General features: G+C 72.2%; 15 protein-coding genes and 1 pseudogene. 7 read left to right on the plus strand and 9 right to left on the minus strand.

Annotated features, from left to right (window positions below; all coding sequences use genetic code 11):
* Window positions 1-116: 116 nt before the first annotated feature.
* Window positions 117-1,007 (plus strand): hypothetical protein, encoded by an 891-nt coding sequence (locus ABXS86_RS14960; RefSeq protein ID WP_353664980.1) that lies wholly within the window; start codon window positions 117-119, stop codon window positions 1,005-1,007.
* A gap of 92 nt (window positions 1,008-1,099) precedes the next feature.
* Window positions 1,100-2,428: a Cpe/LpqF family protein gene (locus ABXS86_RS14965; protein WP_353664981.1), complete on the plus strand. Its 1,329-nt coding sequence runs from the start codon at window positions 1,100-1,102 to the stop codon at window positions 2,426-2,428.
* Window positions 2,429-2,801: 373 nt separating this feature from the next.
* On the opposite strand, the gene ABXS86_RS14970 is transcribed toward ABXS86_RS14965, so the two are convergent.
* A complete protein-coding gene (locus tag ABXS86_RS14970; protein ID WP_353664982.1) occupies window positions 2,802-3,263 on the minus strand; it encodes a hypothetical protein in 462 nt (153 codons plus the stop codon).
* 151 nt (window positions 3,264-3,414) lie between these two features.
* On the opposite strand from ABXS86_RS14970, the gene ABXS86_RS14975 reads away from it, so the two are divergent.
* Complete coding sequence (locus tag ABXS86_RS14975) at window positions 3,415-4,407, plus strand: aldo/keto reductase (protein WP_353664983.1); 993 nt, start codon at window positions 3,415-3,417, stop codon at window positions 4,405-4,407.
* Between the two features lie 66 nt (window positions 4,408-4,473).
* Here the strand turns inward: ABXS86_RS14975 and ABXS86_RS14980 are convergent, their stop codons facing one another.
* The 4 genes from ABXS86_RS14980 to ABXS86_RS14995 all read right to left on the minus strand — a co-directional run bounded on the left by ABXS86_RS14980 (window position 4,474) and on the right by ABXS86_RS14995 (window position 7,770).
* Window positions 4,474-4,926: an SRPBCC family protein gene (locus tag ABXS86_RS14980; RefSeq protein ID WP_353664984.1), complete on the minus strand. Its 453-nt coding sequence runs from the start codon at window positions 4,924-4,926 to the stop codon at window positions 4,474-4,476.
* Window positions 4,927-5,106: 180 nt separating this feature from the next.
* A complete protein-coding gene (locus tag ABXS86_RS14985) occupies window positions 5,107-6,327 on the minus strand; it encodes an NAD(P)/FAD-dependent oxidoreductase (RefSeq protein ID WP_353664985.1) in 1,221 nt (406 codons plus the stop codon).
* An 87-nt stretch (window positions 6,328-6,414) separates the two neighbouring features.
* Complete coding sequence (locus ABXS86_RS14990) at window positions 6,415-6,741, minus strand: ATP-dependent DNA ligase (RefSeq protein WP_307213201.1); 327 nt, start codon at window positions 6,739-6,741, stop codon at window positions 6,415-6,417.
* A gap of 108 nt (window positions 6,742-6,849) precedes the next feature.
* Window positions 6,850-7,770, minus strand: a complete 921-nt coding sequence (locus ABXS86_RS14995; protein WP_353664986.1) for a helix-turn-helix transcriptional regulator — start codon at window positions 7,768-7,770, stop codon at window positions 6,850-6,852.
* A 156-nt stretch (window positions 7,771-7,926) separates the two neighbouring features.
* On the opposite strand from ABXS86_RS14995, the gene ABXS86_RS15000 reads away from it, so the two are divergent.
* Entirely contained in the window at window positions 7,927-8,268 is a 342-nt protein-coding gene (locus ABXS86_RS15000) for a sugar ABC transporter ATPase (protein WP_353664987.1), read from the plus strand.
* 202 nt (window positions 8,269-8,470) lie between these two features.
* On the opposite strand, the gene ABXS86_RS15005 is transcribed toward ABXS86_RS15000, so the two are convergent.
* Window positions 8,471-8,926: an Hsp20/alpha crystallin family protein gene (locus ABXS86_RS15005; RefSeq protein WP_307213195.1), complete on the minus strand. Its 456-nt coding sequence runs from the start codon at window positions 8,924-8,926 to the stop codon at window positions 8,471-8,473.
* A 323-nt stretch (window positions 8,927-9,249) separates the two neighbouring features.
* On the opposite strand from ABXS86_RS15005, the pseudogene ABXS86_RS15010 reads away from it, so the two are divergent.
* A pseudogene (locus ABXS86_RS15010) lies at window positions 9,250-9,402 on the plus strand (manganese catalase family protein); the annotation flags it as partial.
* Between the two features lie 71 nt (window positions 9,403-9,473).
* Window positions 9,474-9,968: a DUF2231 domain-containing protein gene (locus ABXS86_RS15015; RefSeq protein WP_353664988.1), complete on the plus strand. Its 495-nt coding sequence runs from the start codon at window positions 9,474-9,476 to the stop codon at window positions 9,966-9,968.
* A gap of 53 nt (window positions 9,969-10,021) precedes the next feature.
* On the opposite strand, the gene ABXS86_RS15020 is transcribed toward ABXS86_RS15015, so the two are convergent.
* Window positions 10,022-10,912: an SDR family NAD(P)-dependent oxidoreductase gene (locus ABXS86_RS15020; protein ID WP_353664989.1), complete on the minus strand. Its 891-nt coding sequence runs from the start codon at window positions 10,910-10,912 to the stop codon at window positions 10,022-10,024.
* Window positions 10,913-11,037: 125 nt separating this feature from the next.
* Here ABXS86_RS15020 and ABXS86_RS15025 point away from each other — a divergent pair, with 125 nt between their 5' ends.
* Window positions 11,038-11,871 carry a UbiA family prenyltransferase gene (locus ABXS86_RS15025; protein ID WP_353664990.1) on the plus strand — a complete coding sequence of 278 codons (834 nt, stop codon included), beginning with the start codon at window positions 11,038-11,040 and terminating at the stop codon, window positions 11,869-11,871.
* A 10-nt stretch (window positions 11,872-11,881) separates the two neighbouring features.
* Here ABXS86_RS15025 and ABXS86_RS15030 read toward each other — a convergent pair whose 3' ends face one another.
* A complete protein-coding gene (locus tag ABXS86_RS15030) occupies window positions 11,882-13,000 on the minus strand; it encodes an FAD-dependent oxidoreductase (RefSeq protein WP_353664991.1) in 1,119 nt (372 codons plus the stop codon).
* Window positions 12,987-13,652, minus strand: coding sequence for a methyltransferase domain-containing protein (locus tag ABXS86_RS15035; RefSeq protein WP_353666254.1), 666 nt, complete (start codon window positions 13,650-13,652; stop codon window positions 12,987-12,989). Before ABXS86_RS15035 ends, ABXS86_RS15030 begins: the two co-directional genes overlap by 14 nt.
* Window positions 13,653-13,686: the final 34 nt, after the last annotated feature.

The raw sequence follows: 13,686 nt of genomic DNA on the forward strand, positions 1-13,686 counted from the left end.
CACCGTCTGTTTCGATCATGGTTCCCCGCATCCTCTCGCGGGGTCGATGTTAGTGAGGCCGTGACCGTGCGCGTCATCGCGACCGAGAGGTGCCGTGCGGCGGGCATGATGTGACGGTGAATGCCCACGAGCAGGACAGCTGGATCGCCCTTCCCGCCCCCGTCGCGTACGACGCCCTGGTCGATCCGCCCCACCGCGACCCGAAGCTCAAGCCCGACGCCCAGGCGGTGTCGGCCTTCGCAGCGGCCAACGGATGGCAGTACTTCGTCGGCGCGGGCCCGCAGCCCTTCCCGGGAATGGTGTTCCGCGACGACCGCGGGCGCATCCGTCAGCTGCAGCGGGCGGGCGACATCGTGCGCGTCCACGGAACGGCCGCCCTCGAGGTCGGCAACAGCGCCTCCTCCTTCACGATCAACCTGAACCAGTTCAGCGTCGAGTGGGGGTACGCCGCCGTGCGCCTTCCCTTCGTCACCCCCGGGCTCATCGTCGAAACCGCGCGCGCTCGGGCCGAGACCCCGCTGCCCGCCCTGCCCGAGGTCGCACCGGTGCCGATCGCCGGGGCGCCCGGCGCCGGGTCGGTCTACGTCGCGCCCCCGTACGCCGACTGGGCCGCCGCGGTCGTCACTCCTGAGCTCGGAGCACTGCTCGCCGACGACTCCCTGGCGTTCGACCTCGAAATCGTCGACGGGTGGCTGTTCCGCTACCACCCGGGCCGCCTCTCGGTGCCCGATCCCGCGGTGTGGCGACGGGTCTTCGCCATGCTCGACGTCGTCGGTCGCTCGCTCGCGACCGCGGCATCCGTGCTCCCCGCGCCGCCCGTCGACGGCGCCTCACCGACCGCTCCCGCGGCGCCCGCAGCGGAGCCGGTCGCGCCGAGCGGGGCGGCGCTCCCCGTCCGAGACCGCTCCTCGGATGTCACGCGCAAGACCACCTTGACCTCCTACGGCATCGCCGGAGGCGTCTTCGTGGTGCTGACGGCGACCGCCTTCCTGTTCGTGGGGCGGTGACCGAGGCCGGCTGATCTCCCTCGACAGGGGGAGGCGACGGGGCGTGAGAGATCCGTAGCGTGGAGGCATCCCCGCCCCCCGGAAGGACCACCGTGACTCTCGCCCGTCGCTTCGCCGCCGCCCTGTCCGTCCTCGCCGTCGCCGCGCTCGCCGCGTGCACGAGCGCGGCCCCCGAGTCCCGCGCGAGTCGCGCGGCCTCCGTCGACGTCCCCGCCACCGCAGTGGGGGAGCGCATGTCATGGGTCCTCGAACAGCTCGAGGCCGAAGACGACGCGACGCCCGGAACCTGGGCCCGCGTGCTGCACGAGGACTTCCAGAAGCAGGTGTCGGCGGAGCAGGTCGCCGAGCTGCTCAATCGGCAGATCCGGCCCGCGGCCCCCTTCACCGTCACGGCCTACCAGGGCACCGACACCCAGGCGCTCGCCACCGTCGCCGGGAGCCTGGGCGACCCCTTCGACCTGACCCTCTCGATCGACGCGGACGACCGCATCACCGGCATGATCTTCGGCCCGGTCGCCACGCCCTGGGAGCCCTCCACCTCGCTCGACCAGGTCGAGGAGCGCCTGCGCGCCCTGCCGGGCGACGTCAGCGCGCTGGTGGTCAGCGGTGACGACGAGATGCTCGAGATCGACAGCGCACGACCGGCCCCGCTCGCGTCGGTGTTCAAGCTGTACGTGCTGCTCGCGGTGGCGGATGCCGTGGCATCCGGCGACCTGTCGTGGGACGAGGTGCTCGTACTCGGCGACGCCGACCGCAGCCTCCCCTCCGGCGAGTTGCAGGACGAACCGACCGGCACCGAGGTGACGGTGCGCGAAGCCGCCTCGGCGATGATCCGCATCAGCGACAACACCGCGACCGATCTGTTGATCGGCCGACTGGGCCGCGAGAGAGTCGAGGCGGCGGTCGCGCGCAGTGGACATGCCGACCCCGCGGTGCTGGTGCCGTTCGTCTCGACGAAGGAGCTGTTCACCCTCGGCTGGGGGGATCCGGCGCTCCGCGAGGAGTGGGCCGCCGCCGACGTCGCGGGCAAGCGTGCTCTGCTCGACCGCATCGACGCCGCGCCGCTCGCGGTCGACGGTGCGGCGGTCGTCGCGCCCACGTGGCAGGACGGCTTCGACTGGTTCGCCTCGGCCGCGGATGTCGCCGGGGTGCACCGAGCGCTGCAGCAGACGGGCGACGCCGAGGTGCTCGGCATCCTGAGCGAGAACCCGGGGCAGGGCCTCGACGTGAGCACGTGGCCGTACGTGGCCTTCAAGGGCGGTTCGAGCCGGGGCGTCGTGACCGGCAGCTGGTTCGTGCGCGACGACGACGGCGAGGCGGTCGTGGTGCTGATGATGTCGTCGGCGGATGCCGCGGCGGTCACCGGCGCGACGCGGGACTTCTTCCACCTCGCCGAAGACGCCCTGCGCCTCGCGCACTGAGCGCAGCGCCCCGCAGAGGCCCCTGAGCCTGTCGAAGGGCCCGAACCCCTGGAAGGTCCTCGAGCCCGCAGAAGGTCCCTGAGCCTGTCGAAGGGCCCGAACCCGCATGAAGGTCCCCGAGCCCGCAGAAGGTCCCTGAGCCTGTCGAAGGGCCCGAACCCCCGGAAGGTCCCCGAGCCCGCAGAAGGTCCCTGAGCCTGTCGAAGGGCCCGAACCCCTGGAAGGTCCCCGAGCCCGCAGAAGGTCCCTGAGCCTGTCGAAGGGCCCGAACCCCTGGAAGGCCCCCGAGCCCGCAGAAGGTCCCTGAGCCTGTCGAAGGGACCGCGCCGCACGCGCGGGGCGACCGGCTCTCCCGGCCGCTCCGCCGCGGTCGTCAGGCCCGGTCGGGGTCGGGCAGCGTCTGCGCGATGCGGCTCGAGGCCGCCGAATCGCGACCGACCCCCGGCTGGAACTTCGCGATCGGGTCGTCGGCGTCGACGTGCGGCTCGGGTCCCTCGCCGCCGGGCGCGGGCGAGGCCGGCGTCTTCTCGGCCGAGTCGTCGACCATGTGGTCGGCGTCTGCGGTCTCGACGTCTTCGGTGTGACGCGAGGTCGAGCCGCCGTCGCCGCCGTGTTCGCGCTCTCCGTCGGCGTCGCGTGTGCCGACCCCCGGCAGGTCGTTCTGGCTCGAGATGCCCTGCACGCGCGCCTCGTCGTCGGGGTCGATGCGCGCGGCGCCCACGGCGCCCGTGTCGGCGCCGGCGGCGCCCGCGGGCACGTCGGCGGCGAGACCGTCGGATTCGGGAACGAGATTTTCCTCGTCGGTTCCGGGCAGGTGGTCGGCGGCGCTGTCCATGGTGTTCCTTCCGTCGGTGTGCCGCCACGCTAGGCGCCGATCCATCGGGGTGGGCCGGGGTTGCGCGTCACCGGGTCGCGGCATCCGGAGCGTGCGGCCGGCCATGTCGGAGCCCCTGGGTAGGCTCGGAGCAGCTTCGAAAGGAACCGCAATGCAGCAGCGTCCCCTCTCCCGTACCGGCCGCGAGGTCTCGGCGATCGGCCTCGGCACCTGGCAGCTCGGCCCCGACTGGGGCGGGGTGAGTGAAGACGAGGCCCTGTCGGTGCTCGCGGCCTCGGCCGACGCCGGCGTCACGCTCTTCGACACCGCCGACGTCTACGGCGACGGTCGCAGCGAAGAAATCATCGGGAAGTTCCTTCGGAGCACGGATGCCGCGGGCATCACCGTCGCGACGAAGATGGGCCGCCGTGAAGACCAGGTGCCCGAGAACTACACGATCGAGAACTTCCGCGGCTGGCTCGACCGCTCGCGGCGCCTGCTCGGCACCGACACCCTCGACCTCGTGCAGCTGCACTGCCCGCCGTCGGCGGTCATCGACGACGATTCGACCTGGGATGCCCTCGACCAGCTCGTCGCCGAAGGGGTCATCGCCGCGTACGGCGCTTCGGTCGAGACGATGGATCAGGCCCTGTCGGCCCTCCAGCGGCCAAACCTGACCAACCTGCAGATCATCCTCAACCCGTTCCGCCTCAAGCCCCTCGACGAGGTGCTGCCGCTCGCGGCCGAGAAGAACGTGGCCGTGCTCGCGCGCGTGCCCCTGGCGAGCGGTCTGCTGTCGGGCAAATACACGCACGACACCACGTTCGACAAGGACGACCACCGCACGTACAACCGCAACGGCGAGGCCTTCAACAAGGGCGAGACCTTCTCGGGCGTGCCCTTCGACGAGGGAGTGGCGGCCGCCGACGAGCTCAAGAACGCCCTGCCCGAGGGCGTGACGCTGCCGGCGGCGACGCTGGCCTGGATCGCGTCGCGCGAAGGCATCACCTCGGTGATCCCGGGAGCCCGGTCGGTGCAGCAGGCCACCGCGAACGCCGCCGCGGCCGATCTGATCGACGGCGGCTTCGACCTCGCGGCTTTCGACGCGCTCGTGCGCGACGTGTACGACCGGCGTCTGCGGGCGGAGATCCACCCGCAGTGGTGAGACCGACATGACGAAAGCCGGGCCCGTCCGTGTGGACGAGCCCGGCTTTTCGTTCGGAAGGTGACGTCAGCTGACGTCGCCGCGCCAGGCGCCCGACTCGGTTCCGCGCGACTCGATGTACTTCTTGAAGTTGTCGAGGTCCTTCTTCACCGAGTGGTCGTCGGCGCCGAAGGCGGCACCGAGCTTCTCGAGGACGCCGGTGGGAGCCCAGTCGATCTGCACCGTGACACGCGTCTCGGTGTCGGACAGACGGTGGAAGGTCACGACGCCGGCGTGGTTCTCGTCGCCGCCCACGCTGTTCCACGCGACGCGCTCATCGGGGTGCTGCTCGGTGATCTCGGCGTCGAACTCGCGCTCGGCTCCGGCAATCTTGACCTTCCAGTGCGTGAGGGTGTCGGACTTCTGCGTGATGGACTCCACGAAGCTCATGAAGTGGGGGAACTCCTCGAACTGCGTCCACTGGTTGTAGGCGACGCGAACGGGAACGTCGACGTCGATGGTTTCGATGACCTGGGCCATGGTGTCCTCTTCCTGTGTGTCTTCCGGGGCTGCCCCCAGTCTTCGTGCGCCGACCCATCCACGGCCCGGGGGTTGAGGGATCGCGCATCGTGGCCTATACGCGGCCGCGGAGTCGCGCGCCGACCCCTCGGGCCCACGCATAAACGCTCCCGACGCGTTTATGCGTGAGAGAGGCGGCGGTCAGGCGCGGCCGCGCAGGATCAGGTGCCAGTAGACCCACGGCAGCACGCGGCGGTCGGCGATCCACGAAAGTCGTCGCTCGCGATACAGCGAGCGCCAGAACGGGACGCTCGGCTGCAGGCGCCCCTGGCGGTCGAACTCCGCGAACACGACGGTGCCGCGCGACACCGTGAACGGCACCACGCTGTACCCGTTGTATTTCGCCGTCGGCGTGCGCCCGGCGAGAACGGCCGTCATGTTCTTCACCAGCGCCTTGGCCTGCTGGCGGATCGCCCCGCCCGAGCGGCGCGTCGCGACGGTCGCGGCATCGCCGAGGGCCCAGATCTCCGGATGCCGTGTGTGCTGGAACGTCTCGGGATCGACGTCGACGAAGCCGTGCGGGTCGTCCGGGGCCGCCAGGCCGCTGCCGGCGATCCACTCGGGCGCCCGCTGCGGCGGGACGGCGTGCAGCAGGTCGTACGCGATCGTCTCCTCGGCGTCGCCGTGACCGATCGTCACCGTTCGCGCCGCGGCATCCACCGCTCGAAGCTCCCGGCTGTACCGCACCTCGATGCCGTACTCGTCGAGCTTGCGCTGCAGTTCGCGGTCGATCGCGGGGATGCCGAAGGGCACGGGGTCGGGGCACACGAAGACGACTCGAATGCCGTCCCTCACCCCGATCGAGCGCCACCAGTCGCATGCGAGGTACATCGGCTTCTGCGCGGCGGCCCCGCACGATGCGGGCTCCGGAGGCTGCGTGAAGACCACCGTGCCGCCGCGGAAGTCGCGGAGCGCGGGCGACGCCTTCGCCGCCAGGTCGAAGTCGTAGTTCGAGATGCCCGCGGCATCCGTCATCGCCTCGGGGAGACCCGGAACCTGCTCCCACGCCATGCGGAGGCCGGCGCACACGACGAGCTGGTCGTAGTCGATGCGGCCGCCCGACACGAGGTGCACCCGGCGGGCGTCGGCGTCGACGGTGAACGCCTCATCGCGCAGCCACCGCACTCCCGGCGGGATGACGTCGGCCTGGGCGCGAACGGCCTCGGAGGCACGCGCGGCTCCACCGGCGATGTGCGACTGCAGGGGAGCGAACACGTGCTTCTCGCGCGGTTCAATCACCGTGATCTCTCCGACGCGGGCGCGGTGCAGGCGCCCGGCGATCGACAGTCCGGCGTTGCCGCCGCCGATCACGACGATACGCGGGGTCGCGCGCGCGGGCACGGCGGAACGGGGGTCGGGCATGGGGGATCCTCTCGTCCGTCTCACCGTGCGTCACCGGCGCAGATGCCGCCAGCGCCTTGACAGGCTCGGCCTCACGCCGCCGGCGGCTCAGGCGTACGACTCGGGAGGGGCGACGTCGTCGGCCGGCTCGGGCACGACATAGAGCCCGGTCGGCGAATTGGCCGTCGACATCAGGGCCTCGAGCCACGCCCGGTTCAGAGTCGGCGGACGTCCGCCGTTGAACTTGAACACGATGTTGGCGCGCGGATGCATCCACACCGACGTGCGTCCGCCGCCGGTGCTGACGTCGTCTTTCCAGACGAAGTAGAAGGGTTCGCCGCGGCGGAGCTTGTTGCCCACGACCACCTGCAGATGCGCGAGAAGGCGGTCCTCGAACTCGTTGCGAACGCCGCCCTCGTAGATGAACTTGCCCACGTGATCCTCCCGCGGGCACCGTGCCCGCTCTCCCTCACTGTGCAATCGCGGGCGGGCGAGGACGACGGATCGGCACGCCTCGCGCAACCGCGGCACCGAAGGCGTCGCCTAGAACATGCGCGCGATCTGCGCGGGGTTCCGGCCGTAGTGCTCCCGGTGGTACCGAGCGAATCGCGACGCGCTCGAGAACCCCCAGCGGCGGGCGACGTCGGCGACCGAGACGGCCGTGCCCGCCCGGAGTTCTTCGTGGGCTCCCGAGAGGCGGACCAGCCGCAGGTACTGGGTCGGCGTCATGTCGAGGGCTCGGCGGAACGCGTGCTGCAAACCGCGGGACGAGATGCCGGATGCCGCGGCGATGTCCTCGAGGGTGAGGGGTTCGCGCGCGTGCGCCTCCATGTGCGCGATGGCACGGCGCACGGTGCGTGGGGCGGCGGAACGCTGGTGCGTGCGTTGCACCGCGTCGACGTAGGGAGTGTGGAAGGTGCTCAGGGTCGCCATCAGAGCGTGCCGCTGCAGCTCGCTCGCGACGATGGGGTCGTCGTGCACGGCCGCCAGCGATCTCGAGACGTACGCGAAGCTCCGCTCCCACTGCATCGCGACGTCGCGGTCGCGAGCCGAGGGAGACAGGCGTCGCAGCACGAGCCGGTCGTCTCCCGACGCCACCCGGGCGACCTGCTCGGCGTCGCTCCGGTCGAAGAGGAAAGCCCGTACGCGGGCCGACCCCGACCAGTGGGCCTCGGTGGGCCCGTCGGCGCCGAGCCAGGGGCGGCGGGGGTCGATGGCCCGCCCGTCCGCGTCGACTCGGGCGTCGTCGCCCACAAGTCGGCACGCCATGATCTGGTCGTCCATGCGGATCGACGAGTGGACGGATGCCGCGAGCTCGTACGACACCACCGAGAATCCGGGCAGCTCGACCGAGTCCCACGAGAACGACACGCGCCGATCGTCGACGCGTTCCAGCCGCGCACTGGGCACGAATCGTCGCCACACGCGGTCGACGTCGTCGATGCCCGTCGACCGCACGCTCATGACCTGACCCATCTCACTCCTCCCGCCGCGCGTCGACGCGGCATCCGTGTTCTCGTCTGGGGTGTGCTCGTGTCAAGGGGCACGGCGTGCGACAGGGCGCCGCGTTGGATGAAGGTGTCGCGGATCTCCGCGACACCCGCGACGAAAGGACCTCCCATGAGCGACGCATCGATCGACCCCACGCCCGCGGACGCGGCCATGGCGGGCGTCCAGCCGCTGCGCGACGGCGACACCTCCATCGAGCCCGACCCTTCCCTCGACCCCGCGCAGGCGGAGTGGGACGCCACGACTGCGCTCGACGAGGGCGCTGACCCCGACGACATCAATCCGGCCACCGCGACCGGTGCCGACCCGGCCGAGATCCCGGCCGGCGACAGCGACATCCCGCTCGAGGACATCCACCCCGAGTCCACCGGTACCGACTCGCAGGGCATGGACCCGGGTGTGGTCGAACTCGGCGAAGAGGGCCAGGGCGATCTCGCCCCCGAAGACCTCTGACGCACCTCTGAATGCCCCGGGCCCGTTCGCGACGCCCGGGGCTTCGCTGTGTCCCTCGCGCACGCGGCGACGGACGGGCGGGGCACTGCGGCACTCTCCGATCGCACGGGCGCGAAGGCCAGACCCTTGACAAGCGACGCCGTCGTCGCGCGCAGGCGAGGAAGGGGCGGCCCCGCAGGACCGCCCCTCGATCGGTGCGCCGTTACTGCTCGATGAGCTGAGGCGTGCTCTCGTGCGCCTCGATGACACCGTCGCGGTCGTCGGTCGAGACGGCGATGCGGCGGGGCTTCGCCTTCTCGCTGACCGGGATCGTCACGCTCAGCACGCCGTTGCGGTACGACGCGCTGATGCCGTCGGTGTCGATGCCCTGTCCGAGGTTGAGCTGGCGGACGAACGACGCCGTCTCGCGCTCGCGCGTGATCCACTTGACGCCCTCGCCCGAGCCGAGGGTGCGCTCGGCGCGGATCGTGAGCAGCTGACCGTCGACGTCGATGTCGACCGAGCCGGGGTCGACACCGGGGAGGTCCGCCGCGAGCACGTAGTGGTCGCCGTCGCGGTAGAGGTCCATCGGCATCCGTCGCGGACCACCGCCGCGGCGGGCGTCGAGGAGCGTCGACGCGAGGCGGTCGAGGTCGCGGAAGGGGTCGTAGGTGGCCATGGTCGTTCTCCTTTTCGATCGGTCGGGACTCGGCATCCCGGATGTTCGGTGAAGTTGAGTCCACGCGGCTCAACTGCGGTCAGATTAGCACTCACCCCATGAGAGTGCCAAGACCCGGGCGCGCGATTGTGACCCACGTCGCGGCGCTTCACAACCCCCGCGCACAAACAGCGGAACCCGAAGTTTCGTAGCCCCACGCGCCACCCGGTCACTCGACCACCCCCCCCGGCGCGGTGAGGAGAGATATGTACTTCCACCGGCAAGAACTGCAGCACTACGTCACTCCCGACAAGCCCGACGCGGTCTACGCCCGCACGCTCCAGGAGGGCGTCTTCACCTACCTTCCCGAGCCTCCCGCGGGCGTGCCCATGCCCCCGCCCACGAAGCCCGATGTGCGCTTCTACGGCACGACCGAGCTGCCGAACACGGTCGAGAAGCTCGCCGGGCGCGCGCAGGACGCGCTGCACAAGGAATGAGTGGGACGGATGCGGCGACGCCGGGGCCCTCGACGGTCTCGGCGTCGCGAAGCGGAGCGAGCTTCCCCGCGATGCGAGCGGCCAAGGTGCCCCGCGCGATCGTGGCGGGGCCGTACGGGCACCCGTTCCACCCGGTGGCGGTGACCATCCCCATCGGCGCCTGGTCGTCGAGCCTGGTGTTCGACCTGCTCGGTCTGGCCGCCGACGACCCGCGCGGGTTCGCGCAGGGCTCGCGCTGGCTCATCGCCATCGGGCTCGGGGGAGCCGTGGGTGCCTCGGTGCTCGGGCTGCTCGACATGTCACGCATCCCGAAGGGCACCCCTGCTCGCCGCACGGCGCTCGCGCATCTCGTGCTGAACGTCACGGCGATGGTCCTGTTCTCGATCGGGCTGGTCGTGCGACTGCTCGACCTCGGGCGCGTGCCGGTGGTGGCGTTCCTCCTCAGCGCGATCGCCGCGGCGGGCCTGAGCGTCTCGGGCTGGCTCGGCGGCAAGCTCGCCTACCGCTGGGGCGTCCGCGTCGCCGATGAGAACACACAGCGAGAGGGCTTCGAGACGGCAGCCTGAACCTGTTCACGGGACCCCGGATGCCCTGGCATCCGGGGTCCTTCTCGGTCCGGTCAGCGAGGGCGGCGCAGGGGGATGCGCGACCAGCCCCCGCTCACCGCGCCGGGGTCGTGCTGCGGGGTGAGCACGGCTCCGGTGGTCGCTGCGGCGGGGCGACGCCGCAGCCCCAGCGCGTGCTGCAGGACGCGGATGAACCGGTCGTACACGCGCGGAGCGAAGAACTGCAGGGGGCGGGTCACGAACTGCGCGGCTCCCACCCCGACCTCGTGTCGGGGTCCGCGCGTCACCCGCACGACGGCCCGGGCGACACGGTCGGCCGACACCACCGGCGGCAGGGGGAAGGGCGTGCGCCCGGTGACGTTCGCGGCGCGCTGGTAGATCGGCGTGTCGATGCTCGCCGGGAGCACGATCTTCACCCGGATGCCGCGATGCGCGAGCATCTCCTGCCGCAGCGACCGCGTGAATCCGAGCAGTCCGTGCTTCGCGGCGACGTACGACGAGACGTACGGGCCGGCCACCTGCGAATACAGGGAGCCGACGAAGACGATCGTTCCGGTGCCGCGGGCGAGGAAGTGCGGGAGGACCGCCCGCGCCGCGCGCATGTGGCCGGTGAGGTTGGTCTCGATGACCCGGTCGCGCACGGCATCGGGGGTGTCCTGGATCGACCCGTACGAGAAGACGGATGCCGAGGCCACCCAGACGTCGATCCGCCCGAACCGTCGGAGGGCGACGTCGACGGCGCGCTGCGGTCCGTCGGCGAGGGCGAGGTCGATCGACGCGGTCTGCACCTCGGCTCCGCGGGCACGGCAATCCGTCGCGGCCGACGCGAGCGCCTCCTCGTCTCGAGCCACGAGCACGAGGCGCGCACCCGGCCGGGCGAAGCGCAGGGCGGTGGCGCGGCCGATCCCGCGGGACCCTCCGGTGACGACGACGACCTGGGGCATCGGGGACTCCTCGAGACTTCGGCGGAACGCGGTTGCCCCGGCGCTCGTGACGGTAGGCGGGAGCCGGTCGGATGCCGCGGGGGTTGACGTCCCGGCCCGCGCCACCGCGGGGTAGCGTCGGAGGTGTGACGGATGCCGCGACTCCGAGGTCGCCCCTGCGGGCCCTGTGGGGCGCGACCCACCCCGGGCCCACGCTCGTCGTGACCGTCCTCTCGCTCGCGCTGGGCGTCGCCGCAGGGCTCGAGCCGTGGCGCCTGGTGCTGCTGGTCGTCGCGGTGTTCGCGGGGCAGGTGTCGGTCGGGCTGTCGAACGACGCGATCGACGGCGCGCGCGATGCCGCGGTCGGGCGCACCGACAAGCCCATCGCCGGCGGGGCGCTCACGCCCGAGCGCGCCCTGGCCGTAGCCGTCGGAGCCCTCGTGCTCGCCGTGCTGCTCTCCGCGCCTCTGGGGGCTGCTCTCGTCGCGGCGCACGCGATCGCCCTCGCCTCGGCCTGGGCGTACAACGCGGGTGTGAAGTCGACCCCGTTCTCGATCGTGCCGTTCGTGCTGAGCTTCGGTCTCTTCCCCTCGTTCGCGACCCTCGCCGGCCCCGACCCGGAGCTCGCTGCGCCATGGGCGTCACTCGCGGGAGCCGCGCTCGGCGCCGCCGTGCACCTCACCAACGTCGTGCGCGACCTCGAGGACGATCGCCGCACCGGCGTGCGCGGGCTGCCGCACCGCCTCGGTGCCCGCTGGTCGGTGCTGATCGCCGCGGCCGGGATCGTGGTCGGAGCGCTCGCGGTGCTGCTCGGGCCGTCGGGTGGGGCGGATGCCGTCGGGACGGTGTTCTTCGCGGCCGTCGCGGTGGTCGCGGTCGTCACCGCGGTGCTCGTGCTGGTGCGGCCTCCGGGCCGTGCGGTGTTCCAGCTGACGATGCTCGCGGCGCTGCTGCTGGCCGCGCAGCTCGTCATCTCCTAGGAGCTGGTCCTCAGGTTCCGGATGCCGCGCGGTCGAGGCGCATCGCGTAGGCCCGGGTGAACAGCGCGCCGCCGGGTCCGCGCAGGGCGGTGCGGAGCGCTGCGGAACGGGCCGCGTGCGCCCAGGGGCCGGAGGCGCGGCCCAGCAGGGTGTTGAGGAAAGCGAGACGCGCGGCCTGCCGGGCCGACGCGAGGCGGTCGCGCTCCCAGCGGTCGACGCCGTCGCCGTCGCCCCCGCGCGCCCACGGGGTGAGCAGCGGGGCGAGCGTCAGGGCGTCGAGCAGTCCGAGGTTCATACCCTGACCGCCGATCGGGCTCACCTCGTGCGCGGCATCGCCGACGACGATCACCCGGCCGCGACGGAGTGCGGGAGCCACCGCGCGGCGCACGCCGAAGCTCGACGCCCCGGTGGTGTCGATCTCGACCCCCGTGCGACGCGCCACCGCCTGGTGCAGGAAGGCCGCGGCATCCGGAACCTCTTCCCGCCCGGCCCACGCGACGAGCCTCCTGCGTCCGCCGGGGAGGGGGAACGACTCGACCACGCCCTCGCGCTCGAGGTGCACGCGGGCGACCGGCCCTCCCGGCGCGGTGACGTCGGCCATGACGTAGCGATCGGGGTAGTGGTGGGTGCGCACGGCGCCGTCGCGGTAGACGAGCGAGCGTCCCGCCCATCCGGATGCCACGACCACGACCTTCGCGCGCAGGTCGTCAGCCCCCGCGACGCCGACCCGCACGCCGTCCGCCTCCTGCCGCAGCGACTCCACCGTCACGCCGCGCCGCGCGGGCGGGGCGAGGGCGGTCAGCACGTCGATCGTGTCGGACTGCGGCAGCGCCGCCACGTACGGGTGCCGCGCCCGTAGGCGATCGAAGCGGATCGCGGCGAGCAGGCGTCCGTCGGCTCGGGCCTCTCCGCGCGCGATCCTCACCGCTCGCTCGAGGATCCCGTCGGTGGCGCCCGAGGCCTCGAGCAGGGCGAGGGCGGGGGAGTGGATGCCGATCGCCCGCGTTCCTGCTCCGACCTCGGTGCGACGCTCGACGAGGGCGACGTCGACGCCCCGCGCGCGCAGGTCGGCGGCCAACGCCAGTCCCACGGGGCCGGCGCCGACCACGAGCACCTCAGTCATCGGCATCCGCCCGCCCTCGAGCCACGGCGAGCACCCGGAACGGCGCGGGGGTCTCCACCTGCCAGGGCGAGCCGAGGGCCGCGGCCAGCTCGGGCGCGCGATAGCTCCGACGGATCGAGCGCAGCCCGTCGACCCGCAGGAAGGTGCCGGCGGCGAGAGGGGCGATCCCCGCGGCGTACAGGGCGTAGGCGAGGCGTCCGCGGGCGATGTCGGCGTGCAGCACGCGACCGCGTGAGAGGGCGAGAGAGTCGTCGGCGAAGCCCCGCAGCCCGTCGGCGTCGAGATGGTGCAGCACGTGGTTCGAGATCACGAGGTCGAACCTCTCGCCCGCGGCCAGCAGGTTGTCCGACCCCTGCGCGACGAACCGCACGCCGGATCGTTCGCGCTCGCACGCGGCCTCGAGGGCGCGCGGGTCGGGATCGGCGCCGACCCACTCCACCTCGAGTCTGTCTCGTACGGCCAGCGCCGCCAGGCGCACCACGACGTCGCCGCCTCCGCACCCGAGATCGAGCACGCGCGCCGGCCGGCCGAGGGCCCGCAGCTCGGGGCGCACCCGCGTGCGGTACACGTGCCCCCATGCCGAGACGAGACGGTTCACCACGTCGAACCGTCGATACGTCGCGGCGAGGGCCCGGGGGTCGCAGTCGGGGTCGTCCATCAGCTCGGTCAGCGCGGTGTCGCGCCGGGCGAGC

The sequence above is a fragment of the Microbacterium sp. che218 genome, from assembly GCF_040436305.1.
Taxonomy (GTDB): Bacteria; Actinomycetota; Actinomycetes; order Actinomycetales; family Microbacteriaceae; genus Microbacterium; species Microbacterium algihabitans.